The sequence below is a fragment of the Lactiplantibacillus sp. 7.2.4 genome, from assembly GCF_018991185.1.
In the GTDB taxonomy this organism is placed as follows: domain Bacteria; phylum Bacillota; class Bacilli; order Lactobacillales; family Lactobacillaceae; genus Lactiplantibacillus; species Lactiplantibacillus pentosus.
Window position 1 is genome coordinate 47,968 of sequence record NZ_JAGYGS010000011.1, and the last position, 16,617, is coordinate 64,584.

The 16,617-nt window shown below is 47.5% G+C and carries 12 protein-coding genes and 2 pseudogenes; 11 read left to right on the forward strand and 3 right to left on the reverse strand.

Annotated elements, in window-relative coordinates:
* The first annotated feature begins 22 nt into the window (after positions 1-22).
* The 6 genes from era (at position 23) to rpoD (ending at position 8,944) form a co-directional block, all read left to right on the forward strand.
* Entirely contained in the window at positions 23-931 is a 909-nt protein-coding gene (gene era / locus KGF70_RS05775) for a GTPase Era (protein ID WP_003638909.1), read from the forward strand.
* Positions 932-948: 17 nt separating this feature from the next.
* Positions 949-1,737: a DNA repair protein RecO gene (gene recO, locus KGF70_RS05780; protein WP_050338527.1), complete on the forward strand. Its 789-nt coding sequence runs from the start codon at positions 949-951 to the stop codon at positions 1,735-1,737.
* A 321-nt stretch (positions 1,738-2,058) separates the two neighbouring features.
* Positions 2,059-2,958 (forward strand): glycine--tRNA ligase subunit alpha, encoded by a 900-nt coding sequence (glyQ, locus tag KGF70_RS05785; protein WP_050338529.1) that lies wholly within the window; start codon positions 2,059-2,061, stop codon positions 2,956-2,958.
* Positions 2,958-5,042, forward strand: coding sequence for a glycine--tRNA ligase subunit beta (gene glyS / locus KGF70_RS05790; protein ID WP_216767762.1), 2,085 nt, complete (start codon positions 2,958-2,960; stop codon positions 5,040-5,042). Before glyQ ends, glyS begins: the two co-directional genes overlap by 1 nt.
* 835 nt (positions 5,043-5,877) lie before the next feature.
* Entirely contained in the window at positions 5,878-7,758 is a 1,881-nt protein-coding gene (gene dnaG / locus KGF70_RS05795; RefSeq protein WP_216767763.1) for a DNA primase, read from the forward strand.
* Between the two features lie 79 nt (positions 7,759-7,837).
* Positions 7,838-8,944: an RNA polymerase sigma factor RpoD gene (gene rpoD / locus KGF70_RS05800; RefSeq protein WP_003638904.1), complete on the forward strand. Its 1,107-nt coding sequence runs from the start codon at positions 7,838-7,840 to the stop codon at positions 8,942-8,944.
* 167 nt (positions 8,945-9,111) lie between these two features.
* Here rpoD and KGF70_RS05805 read toward each other — a convergent pair whose 3' ends face one another.
* Together KGF70_RS05805 and KGF70_RS05810 are read right to left on the reverse strand one after the other, a co-directional pair.
* The gene (locus tag KGF70_RS05805) at positions 9,112-9,759 is read right to left on the reverse strand and encodes a YitT family protein (RefSeq protein ID WP_216767764.1); all 648 of its coding nucleotides are present in this window, start codon (positions 9,757-9,759) and stop codon (positions 9,112-9,114) included.
* 111 nt (positions 9,760-9,870) lie between these two features.
* Positions 9,871-10,194: a MarR family winged helix-turn-helix transcriptional regulator gene (locus KGF70_RS05810; RefSeq protein ID WP_225432533.1), complete on the reverse strand. Its 324-nt coding sequence runs from the start codon at positions 10,192-10,194 to the stop codon at positions 9,871-9,873.
* A gap of 301 nt (positions 10,195-10,495) precedes the next feature.
* Between KGF70_RS05810 and KGF70_RS05815 the strand changes: the two genes are divergently transcribed.
* The 5 genes and pseudogenes from KGF70_RS05815 (at position 10,496) to KGF70_RS05835 (ending at position 15,406) form a co-directional block, all read left to right on the forward strand.
* Positions 10,496-11,383 carry an ABC transporter ATP-binding protein gene (locus tag KGF70_RS05815; protein ID WP_216767781.1) on the forward strand — a complete coding sequence of 296 codons (888 nt, stop codon included), beginning with the start codon at positions 10,496-10,498 and terminating at the stop codon, positions 11,381-11,383.
* Positions 11,380-12,144 (forward strand): ABC transporter permease, encoded by a 765-nt coding sequence (locus tag KGF70_RS05820; protein ID WP_216767765.1) that lies wholly within the window; start codon positions 11,380-11,382, stop codon positions 12,142-12,144. Before KGF70_RS05815 ends, KGF70_RS05820 begins: the two co-directional genes overlap by 4 nt.
* Positions 12,131-13,246: a sensor histidine kinase gene (locus KGF70_RS05825; protein ID WP_253954700.1), complete on the forward strand. Its 1,116-nt coding sequence runs from the start codon at positions 12,131-12,133 to the stop codon at positions 13,244-13,246. The genes KGF70_RS05820 and KGF70_RS05825 overlap by 14 nt, the downstream gene beginning before the upstream one ends.
* Positions 13,243-13,848 carry a response regulator transcription factor gene (locus KGF70_RS05830; RefSeq protein WP_120768772.1) on the forward strand — a complete coding sequence of 202 codons (606 nt, stop codon included), beginning with the start codon at positions 13,243-13,245 and terminating at the stop codon, positions 13,846-13,848. The genes KGF70_RS05825 and KGF70_RS05830 overlap by 4 nt, the downstream gene beginning before the upstream one ends.
* Before the next feature lie 151 nt (positions 13,849-13,999).
* A pseudogene (locus KGF70_RS05835) lies at positions 14,000-15,406 on the forward strand (FAD-dependent oxidoreductase).
* Positions 15,407-15,636: 230 nt separating this feature from the next.
* Here KGF70_RS05835 and KGF70_RS05840 read toward each other — a convergent pair.
* Positions 15,637-16,581, reverse strand: a pseudogene (locus KGF70_RS05840) (NADP-dependent oxidoreductase).
* Positions 16,582-16,617 lie beyond the last annotated feature (36 nt).

Genomic DNA, 16,617 nt, shown 5'->3' on the forward strand with positions numbered 1-16,617 from the left:
CAAATAGTGAAAGGAATTAATTATGGCAGAACAACAAGCATTTCATTCCGGTTTTGTGGCGATTATTGGTCGTCCGAATGTCGGTAAATCAACGTTACTTAACCGGGTCGTGGGCCAAAAGGTCGCAATCATGTCTGATAAGGCCCAAACAACGCGGAATCGGATTCAAGGCATCTACACCACTGCAGACACACAGATGGTCTTTATCGACACGCCTGGTATTCACAAGCCGCACAGTCGCTTAGGTGATTTCATGGTCAAGTCGGCGCTATCAACATTAGGTGAAGTCGACGCCGTGCTCTTCATGATCAACGCGGACGAACGCCGTGGTGCCGGTGATAACTTTATTATTGACCGTTTAAAGAATGTCAAACAGCCAATTTATTTGGTGATTAATAAAATCGACCAAGTCCATCCTGACCACTTACTAGAAATCATGGATCAGTACAAGGATGCGTTGCCGTGGAAAGAAGTTTATCCAATTTCGGCCTTGGAAGGTAACAATGTTGATGAACTGTTAGCGACCCTGAAAAAGCAGTTGCCAGAAGGTCCGCAATACTATCCTTCTGACCAAGTGACGGACCATCCCGAACGCTTCATTATTTCAGAGTTGATTCGTGAAAAAGTCCTAGAATTGACGCGCCAAGAAGTGCCGCATTCAACTGCTGTCGTGATTGATTCGATCAAACGGCAGGACGAAGAAAAGATTCACGTTCAAGCGACGATCATTATCGAACGGTCCTCACAAAAAGGCATTATCATCGGTAAAGGTGGTAGCATGCTGAAGAAGATCGGCTCGATGGCGCGCCGTGATATCGAACACTTGCTTGGAGACAAGGTCTACCTTGAATTATGGGTGAAGGTCCAAGAGAATTGGAAGGACCGGCAAGACTTGCTGGCAAGCTACGGCTACCGGCAAGATGACTACTAGAATCGTTAGGTGATCGCATGGCCCAACAGATGGTCACAAATTTTAATGGTATTTTACTTTTTCGACGCGACTACCGCGAACGTGATATGCTCATCAAGTTTTTGACGGCCGAATATGGCAAGAAGATGTTCTTCATTCGTGGCGCCCGTCGTCGTGGGTTTAAAATGGCCGCAGAGCTCTTGCCCTTTACCATGGGTGAGTATGTCGGTGACTTGCGTGATCAGGGGCTGTCGTATATTAATAGCGTCAAGCACGTCCAGTATTTTGAGCATATTAGCCAAGATATTGCACTCAACGCTTATGCCACCTATGTCATGAACTTGATTGATGTTGCGTTTCCGGATAATGAACCGGTGGGGCGCTGGTACCAACAATTGACCAGTGCGCTACAATTGATTGACGCAGATGTCGCGCCAGCCTTGGTCGCCAATGTGATTGAAATCCAATTATTGGCGCCATTTGGAGTCGCTCCGGAACTACGCTGGTGCACGGTCTGTGGCCGTACCGACTTACCACTGGATTATTCTGAAAGCTATGGTGGCCTGTTATGTCAGCAACATTGGCATCTGGACCCGCACCGCTTGCATGCGAGTGCGGCAGCCATTTTTTACTTGCGGAAGTTCTCGGTATTAGATTTAGCCAAAGTCCATTCAATTAAGGTCAAGCCACGGACAGCGGCAGAGTTGCGCCGGATTTTAGATGAAATTTATCAGAACTCAGTCGGTGTGCGGTTGAAGTCCAAACGTTTCATTGATCAGATGAGCAGTTGGTATCGACCGCTCACGCCGCGCAAGAGTGAGGATTGACAAACGCGCAGTCATCGGCTATGATGATGAAGAACTGAATAGTTAAGTGTTGATGAGAGAAGGTTAACGGAATTTGATTTCAGTGAGGCCGTGGTGGTGTGAAACGGCTAATCAAAGACGTTAATTGGCGCTTTCGGAGCTTTAATACCGTATAATTAAGCTGCTGAGGTTACTCAGAAGTAGGGTGGAACCGCGAAACCAATCGTCCCTATGTCGTTATTGTTGACGACAGGGGACTTTTTTTGTGCCATCTTTGGTCGAAAATGGGACCACCATGCGAAGCCATCAGCCGTTCAGTCACTAATTTTTGGGAGGATTATAATGAGCAAAAAGTTATCAGTGCAAGAAATCATCTTGACCTTGCAGAAGTTTTGGTCAGATCAAGGCTGCATGTTAATGCAATCTTACGATACAGAAAAAGGGGCCGGAACGATGAGCCCGTATACGTTCTTACGTGCAATCGGTCCGGAACCATGGAACGCTGCTTACGTGGAACCATCCCGGCGGCCAGCTGATGGTCGTTACGGGGAAAACCCGAACCGTTTGTATCAACATCACCAATTCCAAGTGGTCATGAAGCCTTCACCAGAAAACATTCAGGACTTATATTTACAAAGTCTAGAACAATTGGGCATCAATCCGCTCGAACATGATATTCGTTTCGTGGAAGATAACTGGGAAAACCCATCCATGGGTTGTGCCGGTGTTGGTTGGGAAGTTTGGTTGGACGGAATGGAAATCAGTCAATTCACGTACTTCCAACAGGTCGGCGGCTTAGAAGTGGATCCGGTCACTTCTGAAATCACCTATGGGTTGGAACGGCTTTCTTCTTACATTCAAGACGTCAACTCCGTCTTCGATCTGGAATGGGGCGACGGCGTTAAGTATGGCGATATCTTCTTGGAACCAGAGTTTGAAAATTCCAAGTACGCCTTTGAAGAAAGCAATGAAGATTTATTGTTAATGCTATTTGATGAATATGAAAAGGAAGCCAAGCGCCAAATCAAAAATGGGCTGGTTCATCCAGCGTATGACTACTGTCTCAAGTGTAGCCACACCTTCAACTTGATGGATGCGCGTGGTATGGTTTCAGTGACGGAACGGGCTGGCTACTTGGACCGAATTCGGAACATGGCGAAGTCGATTGCCAAGGAATTTGTGGCGCAACGTGAAAAACGTGGCTTCCCATTATTAAAACACGCACAGGAGGAGACGAAATAATGGCGAAAACTTATTTATTAGAAATCGGTTTGGAAGAAATGCCGGCCCACGTCGTTACACCGAGTGTGTTACAACTTAAGGAACGCATGACCAAGTTTTTGACCGACGCACGGCTTGATTTTGAAGACATCAAAACTTTTTCAACCCCACGGCGCTTGACGGTTCAAGTGTTAGGATTGGCTGATAAGCAGGCGGATGTGAAAAAAGAAGTCCGCGGTCCGGCTAAAAAGATTGCCCAGGATGCAGATGGCAACTGGACCAAAGCTGCGATTGGTTTCTCTAAGGGTCAAGGTGCTTCGACGGACGATATCGTCTTCAAAGATGTTAAAGGCACCCCATATGTCTTCGTTCAAACTTTCAAGGCGGGCAAGACGGCCGCAGAAGTGCTGACTGCAGGCATCAAGGATGTCATCACTAAGATGAACTTCCCAACGATGATGAAGTGGTCGACGTTTAGTTTCAAATACATTCGGCCTATTCGGTGGATCGTTTCATTGTTAGATGATGCGATCGTGCCGGTTGAAATTTTGGATGTCACCGCTGACCGGGTCTCCCGTGGCCATCGTTTCTTGGGCCACGACGTTGAAATCGCGACGGCGCTGGATTACGAAGATGACTTAGCGAGCGTACAAGTCATTGCGGATGCTGACAAGCGAAAGGCCAAGATTCGTGAACAAATTGCCGATTTGGCACAAACCCACGATTGGCAGATCAAAGTTAACGAAGATTTGTTGGAAGAAGTTAACAACTTAGTTGAATTTCCAACGGCCTTCGCCGGTGATTTTGATACCAAGTACTTGACGATTCCGGATGAAGTCTTGATCACGTCGATGCGTGACCACCAACGCTTCTTCTACGTCACGGATGCGGACGATAACTTGTTACCACACTTCGTTTCGGTTCGAAATGGGAACACGGATCACCTTGAAAACGTGGCGTTAGGTAACCAAAAAGTCTTAACGGCGCGGCTGGAAGATGCAGCCTTCTTCTATCATGAAGACCAGCAACACTCGATTCAAGAATACGTGGAACGACTCAAGAAGGTCAGCTTCCATGACAAGATTGGGACGATGTATGAAAAGATGCAACGGGTCATGGTTATTAGTGCCTTCTTAGCTGACCGGTTTGGATTGACTGAAACTGAAAAGAACCAGTTGCATCGTGCTGCCCAGATTTACAAGTTTGACTTAGTGACTGGCATGGTCGGCGAATTCCCTGAATTGCAAGGGGTCATGGGCGATAAGTACGCCGTGCTCAAGGGCGAAGATCCAGTCGTTGGCCAAGCGATTCGCGAACATTACATGCCAATTAGTGCGGATGGCGACTTGCCAAAATCCAAGGTTGGGGCTGTGCTTGCGATTGCCGACAAGGTTGATTCAATTTCAAGTTTCTTCGCTGTTGGTTTAACCCCAAGTGGGTCAAATGATCCGTTTGCATTGCGTCGTCAGGCCTTTGGGATCGTTCGGATCGTTCGTGACCAAGGTTGGGACTTCCCAATTCGTCAAATCGAAACAGCTATTCAAAAAGAATTGGCTGCTAATGATGCGACCTATAATCTGGACTTTGCTAAGCAAACGGCACCGGTCGCTGATTTCTTAACGGACCGGGTCAAGCAATGGTTTAGTAATCACAAGTTGCGTTACGATATTGTGGATACGGTCATTAAGGGGAGCCGCCAAGACATTCGTGAAATGTTCAAGGCAGCTGACGTCTTAAATGCGCATCAAGATGATCCACAATTCAAGGATACGATTGAAGCCTTTACACGGTTGCTACGGATCACGGCTAAGGCGAAGTTGGATGCTGGCGATTTGACGGTCGATCCAAGCTTGTTTGAAAATGACGCGGAACAAAAGTTGTATGATGCCGTTGAAGACTTGAAACAAAAAGTAACTTCAACGATGTCCATGGAGGACCGGTTCACGGCATTAGCCAGCTTACGGCCGCTAATCGTGGATTACTTCGAACAAACGATGGTCATGAGCAAGGACGAACAAGTTCGTGATAATCACTTGAAACAGCTCTTGACGATTGCACAAATGGTTAATGTCATGGGTGACTTGAACCAATTAGTTGTGAAATAATCGTTCACGAGGGATAATACTAGGAAGTTGTTGCTGAAAAGTGACGACTTCTTTTTTTAGTCGATTATTTGTCATGAATCATGATTAAAACGTGCCATTAGTTGGTTTACTGTTCGTCAGCAAATATTCGTCCTAGTCCGACTTACAGGGCCGGCTGACAACGCTGGAACAGGGCGGACATCGATTTGAACTCACGCAGAAAACCACTGCGCAATTTCAAATACGAGTCTTCTTCTAGCCCGGGAAAACCGCCCGGACAAGAAGAATTTCGCCCTTGAGCATTGTCAGCCAGCCCTTCCAGTCGGGAAACCGCTCGAATGGCGGATGAACGACCACCTATCTCGGCGCAATTGACCAACGAGTATTAGGCGACTGGTCCTTCAAGCAAACTTTGAGTAGGTATCGATGATGATTCATGCACTTAAATACGTGAAAATGGTCTAAAGATTATTAACAGCTTCAATAGCAACCGGACTTTTAGTTAGGCGATAGAATAGCTTTCGTTTAGAATTCAAAGCTTTGTAATCTCAGTCGACTAGAGACAACTTGCGAAGTTCAGGGAAGCAACTGGCTGTTTTCGAACTTAAGAATCGGCACGTTTTAATCATATTTCATACTAATGAATTACACGACAACACGTATTTTTATAACAAATTCTAGAAATATGTCTAATAAGCAGGACTTATTATTGCACTGCTGTCAAACTTGTGGTACTATATATTCTGTAAAAGTTCGCACGTTCAAAAGTCGCATCGCGTTTTCATGATGCGACTTTTGATTGCGCAACGGTTTGGTTAGTTTGTCAGACAGGTGTGTGCAGAAATGGGGTGGCAAAGTGGCCAATCGAATTCCTGAAGAGAAGGTTGAACAAGTTCGTTCAGCCGTTAATATTGCGGATTTCATTGGACAATATGTTCAGTTAAAAAAAGCAGGTAAGAACTTATTTGGACTCTGTCCGTTCCATGAAGAACGAACGCCATCGTTTTCGGTAAATGAACAGAAACAGATTTTTCACTGTTTCAGTTGTGGTCGCGGTGGGAATGTCTTCAGTTTTATTATGGAACTCGAAAATCTTTCCTTTCCAGAAGCAGTCGTCAAGGTCGCTGATTTTGGCCATATTGAGCTGCCAGCAACTTATACCGCGCAATCGCAACCGGCTGCACCTAAAGATCAGCAACAGGCGGATCTGCTCAAGTTGTATGCGGATAGCGCGAAAATGTATCAACACATCTTGGTCAATACCGAACTGGGGGAACCCGCACTCAAATATTTACACGAGCGGGGCCTAGATGATGAGACGATTCAAACTTTTGGAATTGGGTATGCGCCCGCCAATCAACTCTTACTGGATTTTTTCAAAGAACATCAGACGGATTACCAGCTGTTACGGCAATCGGGATTGTTCATTGAAAATCAGAACGGAGACTTACGCGACCGGTTTGTGGACCGTGTTTTATTTCCAATCAAGGATGCCAGCGGGCGCGTCATCGCATTCTCTGGTCGAATTTTAAAGCAGTCACCGAGTGAGCCTAAATATTTGAATAGTCCGGAAACGAAACTGTTCAATAAACGCTCGGTACTGTTCAACTTTGATTTGGCGCGTGGTCCGATTCGACAACAAAAATCCGTCATTTTATTTGAAGGGTTTATGGATGTGATTGCGGCTTATCGTTCTGGGATTCAGAACGGCGTCGCGTCGATGGGAACCAGCCTAACAGACGAGCAAATTTATATGCTTGAACGAGTCACGGATACGCTCTACGTCTGTTACGACAGTGATATGCCTGGGCAAAAAGCGACCGATCGTGCCCTGAAATTATTAGGGAGCAACAGTCGCTTAACGCTGGGTGTGATCCAGATGCCGGATGGAATGGACCCGGATGAATACCTGCGTGCCAATGGTCGCGACAAATTCGTGCAGGTCTTTGAGGACGGTAAGCAAACGCCGACCGCCTTCGAGATGCAGTATTTAAAACACGATTTGAATTTACAAAATACGCCTGACCAACTGACGTACTTGCAGGCAGTCTTAGAACAGCTGGCCAAGTTATCGTCGAGTGTTGAGCAGGATTTATATTTAAATCAGCTGGTTGCTGAATTTGATTTAGACAAAAACGATTTAAAAGCGCAATTACGGTCGTTGGTCGGCAAGCAGGCCGTGCAACGCAGTGGTCGTGGTGCTCAAAACATGACGCCACCACCAGAGACGGCGCCACTCGCACCATCACCGGCAACGGTCGACGGTGGGACGAACAACAATGCACCTTTAAGTCGAGTTGAAAAGGCAGAGCGACTTTTGTTATACCGGTTGCTCAATGACCATGATGTCTGGTTGCGAGTCATGGCGATTGCCGGTTTCCATTTCGTACATGACCCTTATCAGCAGATTTTTGTCTATGCTGAGGCTTATTTTAAAACGCACAATCAATTTGACTTGGGCAACTTCACGGACTTCATGGCTGATTCTGACTTGCAACCAGTCGTGACCAGTCTAGAATTCATGGATGTTGCCAGTGAAACGTCGAAGGAAGAAATTGCGGATTTAGTCAACGTGATTATGACCCAACAACCACTGGTATTACAGATTAATCAGAAGAAGGCTGAACTGACGGCTGCTAAACAAATTGGCAATCATGATCTGGTTCAGCAATTAACCTTAGCGCTCATTGAACTTTATCGAAAACAACAACAAGCACAACAAGCTGATTACTTTTAGCTTGCGTGTTATAATTAAAGTTGGCTCGGTATTTTCACTAGGGTGCTAGTAGATGCATACGAAACTAGGAGGCTACTACATGGCAAAGGCAAAAGCAACGACAGAATACGATAAGGCTGTTAAAGCATTAATCAAGGACTACAAGAAGTCCGGTAGTATTCAGTATGATGAATTATCCGATAAAATCGCAGCGCCTTATAAGTTAGACGCGAGCGGAATCGACAAATTATTGCAAAAAGTTGAAGATGCTGGGATCAGTGTCGTTGACGAAAAGGGTGATCCGGATGCACGGGCGGTCAAGAGTGTGAAGACCGTTTCGAAGAAGGAATTGAGTGATGCAGGCTCTGCTTCTGGTATTAAGATCAATGACCCAGTTCGGATGTATCTCAAGGAAATCGGTCGGGTCGACTTGTTGACCGCCGATGAAGAAGTTGCCTTAGCCTTACGAATCGAACAAGGTGACGAATCAGCCAAGCAAGAATTAGCGGAAGCTAACTTACGGTTGGTGGTTTCAATTGCCAAGCGGTATGTTGGTCGGGGGATGCAATTCCTCGATTTGATTCAAGAAGGTAACATGGGCTTGATGAAGGCCGTTGAAAAGTTCGATTATCGCAAAGGTTTCAAGTTCTCGACTTATGCCACTTGGTGGATTCGTCAAGCGATTACGCGGGCGATTGCTGACCAAGCGCGGACGATTCGGATTCCAGTTCACATGGTTGAAACGATCAACAAATTGATTCGGATTCAACGGCAACTCCTCCAAGACCTTGGGCGTGAACCAACGCCTGAAGAAATTGGGGCCGAAATGGACATGCCAACTGAAAAGGTTCGTGAAATCTTGAAGATTGCCCAAGAACCCGTTTCGTTGGAAACCCCAATTGGTGAAGAGGATGATTCACACCTTGGTGACTTCATTGAAGACCAAGATGCAACTTCACCAGCGGATGCTGCGGCATACGAACTCTTGAAGGAACAATTGGAAGGCGTCCTCGATACGTTGACTGACCGGGAAGAAAACGTCTTACGGTTACGGTTTGGTCTTGATGATGGCCGGACCCGCACGTTGGAAGAAGTCGGTAAAGTCTTCGGTGTGACCCGTGAACGGATTCGTCAAATCGAAGCCAAAGCATTGCGGAAGTTACGCCACCCATCACGTAGCAAACAATTGAAAGATTTCTTGGAATAACAACTAGATATTTGCGCCTGACTGTCAGCTGAGCTGGTGGTCAGGCGCTTTTTTTGAACGACGAAGAATTGACCATGCTTTGATCACGGTACAGGGCACAGTTACTGCAAAAAATTAGCCAGGACAAGGCGATGACCCAAAACAGGTCGTCTTGTTCTGGTTAATTCTTAATGCGCAGCCGGTCGCATCCATTCCACAAAGTTAGGCGCGTGTTCAGTGAAGAAGTTGACGAAGCGGCCAGTCAAGAAGACTGCAATCAACGTCCCTTCACGAACGCCGGCGAGTGAGTGCGTGAAGGTCAGTGCTAAAATCAATGAAATGGCAATCAAGGTAAAGTCATTGTAAACTTTGACTTTGGCGAATTTCAGTTGGTGAATCAACGCAATTGCATTTGGGAGTCCTTCGCCGGGCATGATGATAGCGTGTGAATTGACTTCCAGGAAAACGCCAAATGCCAGTAAAATCGTACCAATGAAGACGAGAATCAGTTGCGCGATATAGGTTTGGTTGGGCAAGTGCTGGAAAAGGGTGACAAAGTTGTCAATAAACCAGCCAAATAGGCAACCCGGAATTAACTGCAGCAAGTTCCGCCATGAAAATTCACGACGCAGGACGACTGCTTCCAAGAAGACCAACACGAACATAAAGATAATGGTAATCTGGCCAATTGAGGCGCCGGTGATGTTACTCAAAACATTTGGAATGCTGGAAATTGGCGAAGTACCGAGCAGGGACAGCTTTGAGAGCGCCACACCGGCAGACATACATAAAATGCCCGCAAATAATACCGCAAATTGTTTGACGACTTGTTTCAAAAGGTTTCAATCTCTTTTCTCTTTGTGCTTAATTTGACTGAAATCGTTCAGTACCCATTGGCATACTCAGGTACGGTGAGGGATTTCAGCCTGTTTTTTAGGTATCGACAATCAGTCACGTTCGCCGTGAGTGGTCAGGCCTGAGTAGACGAGTTGTAATTGTTCAGTAAAGGTCGTCTCATCAACTTCTGGATGAGCGACGAAAAAGTCATGCCACCAGTCTTTTAAAGTCTGCTTGATACTGAGGGCGATTTTTTCACCGGCGGGGGTCAATCGAATTCGAATCTGGCGTTGATCGTTTTGATCATGTGAACGGGTCACGAGTTGCCGGCTTTCAAGATGACGAACAGTGCGTGCAAGTAGACTGGGGTCCAGCCGTAAGTTGGCTGCAAGCATCTTTTGAGTCTGGTCTGGGTAATCATAGACGACCAGCAAGAGATCACTTTCGGTCGCCCGAATGTCTAGGGTTGCTAGCTGGTCGTTGATGCTATTCTTTGACTCACGATAAATTCCGGCGATAAATTTGGTTAAGCTGAAAGTTTCGATGATAATACCTCCTTTCGAAAATTAGTGGACTTGTCCATTATTCGTGAAACTAATTAATTTGTCAAGCCAACACCTTATCAGGCAAATACCGACAATATGACATTTGTCACCTAATACTCATGACAAACGCGACTACCGGATGACCGGTGATGGCCGTAAACTTGAGTCATTAAAAAGGAGGCGGTCAATGATGACACCGTTAATTGAAGCAACCGACGTGACGTTTAGCTATGGTCAGCAGTCAGTTTTAAGTGGGATTAACATGACGATTGCACCGGGCGAAATCATTGGATTAATTGGTGAAAATGGGGCGGGGAAAACAACGTTACTCAATCTGTTATTAGGCGTCAATCACGCGCAACAGGGACAGCTGACAGTCTTGGGACAGGCGCCAGGAAGCCTAGAAGCGCGGTGCAAAATTGGCTCGATGTTACAAGGTGATATGCCGATTCAAGGGGTGACGGTCCGAGAGATGCTCACTTTGACGAATGCCGAGCGCCAAGGCACGACTGACCCGCAGCGGTTGTTGATTGAATTAGGGCTTGAAGATTTAGCCAAACGTCGGTTGACGACCTTATCTGGCGGCCAGTTACGGCGCGTCACCTTTGCACTCGCGATAATTGGCAATCCGGAGTTGTTGTTCTTAGACGAACCAACTGTCGGGATGGATACGACGGCTCAACAGGCGTTTTGGCAACGAATTCGGCAGTTGAAGGCCAGTGGCAAGACGATTATTATCACCAGCCACTATTTACCGGAAATCGAAGCAGTCGCGGATCGTATCATGTTACTCAAAGACGGACACTTCGCCTTTGAAGGGACATTGGCGGCTTTACAAAAGCAGTACCAACAAGTCGAATTTCACTGTCAAACGGCGCTGCCGACTGCCGCTTTCATGGATTTGGCAGCCGTGACGGCGGTCGCAAAACAGGGTGACCAGCTACGTTTGAGTAGTGAAGACGGTGATGTGACGTTAGCAGCACTGGTACCATTGCTGAGTGAATGTCATCAACTCACGATTAGTCGTGAATCGTTAACGGATATTTTTGTTCATCTGACGAAGGGGGTTCCAGCATGAACGTCTTGATTGCACAACTCAGTTTTGATTGTCGGCGACTAATTTTACGAAACGTCGCGTTTCAATTTTTTGCGCTCATGATGCCAGCGGGCTTTTATCTCTTATTTACCAAGGCCATGACTGGCGGCACTACGGCACAGATGGCCGCTTTTAATGTTGCCTATATGGGCAGTATGACGGTCTACAGCATTGCCATCAATGGGTTGTTTAGCATTGCGCAGATCTTGATGCATGACCGTGAAAAAGGATTGGTTCGGTGGTTACAACTGACGCCCCATGGACTCGTGCCTTACTATGTCTCAATTGGGATCCTCGGCTTACTGATGAATCTCCTGTCAGTTGCTGTGTTGGGGACGATTGCGGTGCTGGTCAACCACGTCAGTTTGACTCTGGTCCAGTGGTTCGGCGTGCTCGGCATCGCGATTATCGGACAAGTGCCGATTATGTTGATTGGCGTTGCGTTATCCTTCCTCAATCGCGCGGAGACCTTGAGTGTTGCCAGTAATTTAGTTACCTTTCTAATGGCCATCATGAGTGGCTTGTGGTGGCCAATCCGCATGTTACCGGACTGGGTCCAAGTGATTGGTCAACACCTGCCGACTTTTTACATGAACGATTTGTTGGGAACTTGGATGATGCATGGTACACTTGATAAAACGAATCTATTCGGAATTGGTGCGTGGACGCTGGGATTATTAGTCGTGATTAGCTGGGGGACTCGGCACTTGCTTAAACGGGGGAATGGGATTGTTCGAGCATAAGCACAAACGCTTTAAAAACTTAGAATGGACGAGCTACGTGTGGCTCGTCTATTTGCCGTATACCATTGCCACCTATCTCCCGGTCAAATCCTGGCGCGATTGGTTGTGGCTGATGCTGGTCGGTTGTTTTCTGGCGCTGTATATCCTCGTGGTTGAGAAGCCCCGGTGGCGTTTTGTGACTATGCCAGCTGAACTAGCGGTAGCAGGTCTATTTGCCTTGTTTGCGGCGAACAATTTTATGATTATCTTTCCAGGATGGCAAGTGAGCTTTTTGCTTGCACGCCGCCCTAAACGAGAATTTTACTGGTTTGCGATGGCGTACTATGCATTTTTGATTGTGGGGTGTGTGCTGGATTATTTGCAATTTCCGGGCACATTTACGTGGCAAAATGGCAACTTGATGGGGCTGGTGTTTCCATTTGCCTCACCAATTTTAGCCTATAGCTTCTCGCGGTCGATCGAACGGCAACGGCAGCTCAATCAAACCAATCGGCGCTTGAAGACAATTGTTGAACGTCACGAACGAGAGCGCATCGCTCGTGATTTGCATGACACGCTGGGCCAGAGTTTTTCCATGATTACGCTCAAAGCAGAACTCGCTAGCAAGTTACTGGTCAAAGCCCCTGACAAGGTGGCGCCAGAATTGGCCGAAATCGCACAAACGAGTCGTCAAAACTTGCAACTGGTCCGTGAGATCGTCAATAACTTGCATGAGCAATCGTTGACCGAAATGCTATTGGACCAAACGCACAATTTGGCGGTGGCCGGGGTGTGGGTCACCACGACTGGAGAGGCCCAAGCAACCAAGTGGCCGACGACGGTTCAGAGCTGTTTTGCAGCAGTGTTGGTCGAAGCCATCACCAATGTGATTCGCCACGCCCATGCACAGACTGTTACCATTGACTTTACGGAGACGACGACCCGTTATCAGATCGTACTACGAGATGACGGCAAGGGCGGGTCGTTAAGTCGTCAGGGCGCCAATGGCATCACAGGCATGCAGTCGCGGTTACAAGCTAATCGGGGAACCTTTGCAATGACCAGTTCGCGGCGCGGCACTCAGTTGACGTTAAGGTTACCAAAGGAGCGTGAGAACACATGATAAAGGTCTATTTAGCCGAAGATCAAAGTATGTTGAATTCAGCTTTGACCCAATTATTGGAATTGGAAGATGATTTACACGTGGTCGGCAGTGCCACTGATGGAACCGCGGCCTGGCAGGACTTGCAACGGTTACAGCCGAATGTGGCGATTTTAGATATTGAGATGCCCGGTATGACCGGACTGGACGTGGCGGATTGTTTACACACGCAGCAACCAGCCACAAAGGTAATCATCTTGACCACTTTTGCCCAACAACGGTACTTTGAGCGTGCAGTCAATGCCCAGGTCGCGGGTTATTTACTTAAGGACAGTCCAAGTGACGAGTTGATTGCGGCCACTCGATCCGTGATGACCGGTCAGACCATCTACGCCCCGGAACTCGTGACTAATATGCTCTCTGCTGATAAAAATCCGCTGACGGAGCGGGAACTAGCGGTGCTTACTGAAGCGGAAAAGGGGTTACCGACGAAGACGATTGCGGCTAATCTGTACTTATCACCCGGAACGACCCGCAATTATTTGTCAGCGATTTTTAGCAAACTAGGCGTGCATAATCGATTAGAAGCGATTCGGGTGGCCAAGACCAATCAGTGGCTGTGATCAAGGGCAGGCCAGTTTGGCACGATCTAGGTTTATTTTCATCGACACATATACAAATGATGGGGGTCGCGATATAATAATTGAATAGTGGTTAATGTTAAGCACGCTGACTAATGCGTGACAAATCTGGCAGAATGGAAGATCCGGTAAGATGAAAGTAATTATCGTTGGTAGCACCCATGCGGGGACCGCAGCGGCACGCGAAATTTTAACACGTCATCCAGAGACGGCAGTGACGATTTATGAACGAAATGATAACGTTTCGTTCGTTTCGAGTGGAATCTATTTGTACTTAACGGGGGTCATCCAACACCTCGAGGACATGTTTTACGCGTCACCGGCAGATTTAACAGCGCTGGGTGCGAAAGTCAGGACCCAACATAACGTGTTGCGAATCGATACGGCGCACAAGACCGTGCAGGTGGCAAATATGTAGACGGGCGCGGTCTTTGTCGACACCTATGACAAGCTCATCATGGCGACGGGTTCCTCAGTCATCGTGCCGCCCATTATGGGAATCGACCATGAAAAAGTCCTGCTCTGTAAAAATTACCAACAGGCCGAACAGCTCTATCAGTCACTACGACCCAATCAGCAGGTCGCCATTGTTGGGGCTGGTTACATGGGGACCGAACTAGCTGAAAGTTACGCTAGCATGGGGCATCGAGTCAAATTGTTTCATTCCCATTCGCAAATTTTAAATAATTATCTTGGCCCCGAGATGGCCGGTGCAGCGGCACAACTGTTACGTGACCACCAAGTCGACGTGCATTTGGATGAGCGGGTCACGGGCTTCACTAGTGGGCCAGATGATCAGCTCGTCGTTGAAACGGCGCAGGGCGATTATCCAGTTGATTTAGCCATCGTTTGTGCCGGTTTTATGCCCAATACGGAATTATTGCGCGGACAAGTCGCGATGGACCGTCATGGTGCGATTCTGATCAACAAATATGTGCAAACGTCCAACCCGGATATTTATGCGGCTGGGGATGCCTGCGTGGTCAATTACAATCCCACCGGTCAGCCGGCGTATACACCGCTGGCAACTAACGCCCTACGTCAAGGCGCGCTCGCGGGCATTAACGTATTTGGTGACCTGCAACCCTACATGGGGACGCAGGCGACCTCGGCCATGCAACTCTTTGACCACACGATGGCGACGACTGGGTTGACCTATCCCGCGGCAAAAAAACGCGAATTGCCGGTCCGCCACGTCGTTTATCAGGGCGATTGGCGGCCCGCTTACATGCCTAGTACGTCCAAAGTCACAATCGATTTGGTCTACGATTATCAAAGTCGGCAGATTCTGGGGGCACAATTCTGGAGTCGGCATGACATTGCGCAAGCGGCCAATACGGTCTCAGTGATGATTCAAAATCAGAATACGATCGATGATTTAGCCTACGTTGATATGTTCTTTCAACCGAACTTCAATCAACCGTTCAATTATTTGAACTTGGTTGGGCAATTAGCGGTCAAGCAAGAGTATCAACGTGGCAATCAAACGCCGCACATCACAGCACCGGGTAACTGGCCGACGCCGCCTGAACAGGGCTAATCAGATTGCTGGATTTATAATCGAACCATGAAAGTGAGCGCAGTTGTCGCAAGAACGTGGTTGCAGCTAATCAATTGTTATAAAAAGATGCATTCAGAATTCAACGTCGAATTCTGAATGCATCTTTTTAGTCTTGAATCAGCTTGTTAAATTTGATACTAAATATCGATGACTGGTTATACTGCAGTGCAGAATGACCGATTTTATCAGCCCTGCCAGTTATTGCCAGATTAAGCCTCAGTGCCAACATCAATCACGAGTTTGCCGGCACTATGACTGTTTTCGCTATAACGGTGTGCGGCCTGCAACCCTTCCGTACTGAATGGGAAGACCTAGTCAATGATCACTTGTAGGTGGCCTTCAACGGCGAGCTGGCCTAGAATGGCGAGTTCACGGCCGTTTGGCTGTAACCACCAACTGGAAACTGCTGGACCGACTGATTTTTGTGCTTCGGTCGGTTGACCGTCAATCGTCACGAGCCGGCCATTAGGTTTGAGAATGGCTAGACCATCATCAATGGCGTCAATCGTATCAAAGACGGCATCGTAATCCTTGAGCACGTCTTGTATGGCAGTGGTGTGGTAATCGATGATATGATCGGCACCGATGCGCTTCAACAGGTCATGATGGTTAGCACTGGCAGTCGTCGCAACCTCGGCGCCGAGATATTTAGCGATTTGAATCGCATTCAGACCAACACCACCCGCACCGGCTTGAATCAAAATCTTTTCACCAGCTTGCAACTTCAACTGGTCGTGAACGACTTGATAGGCCGTCAGTCCAGCTAATGGCAGTGCAGCCGCTTGTTGGAAAGTCAGCTCAGCAGGCTTCAAGGCCAACTTGTCTTCTTTGACGGCTGCATATTCGGCGTAAGTGCCGCGCAGGCCATCTTCGTAAATATCGGGGCGAGCAAAGACGTCATCACCAACTTTGAACTGGGTGACGGCCGCACCGACTGCGACGATCGTGCCGGCTACATCCCAGCCCAGTACGACGGGCATCTGCCAATCAAACATACCTTTAAGTAGGCCTTGGCGTGCTTTCCAGTCGATTGGGTTGATACTGGTGGCTTTCACTGCGACTAGCACCTCATCATCGGCAATCTGTGGCCGGTCGATAGTGGTCATTTGTAATTCTTCGGGACCACCATATTGATTGATAATAACTGCTTTCATTTGAATTGATTCCTCCCTAAACTGATAACCTAGCTT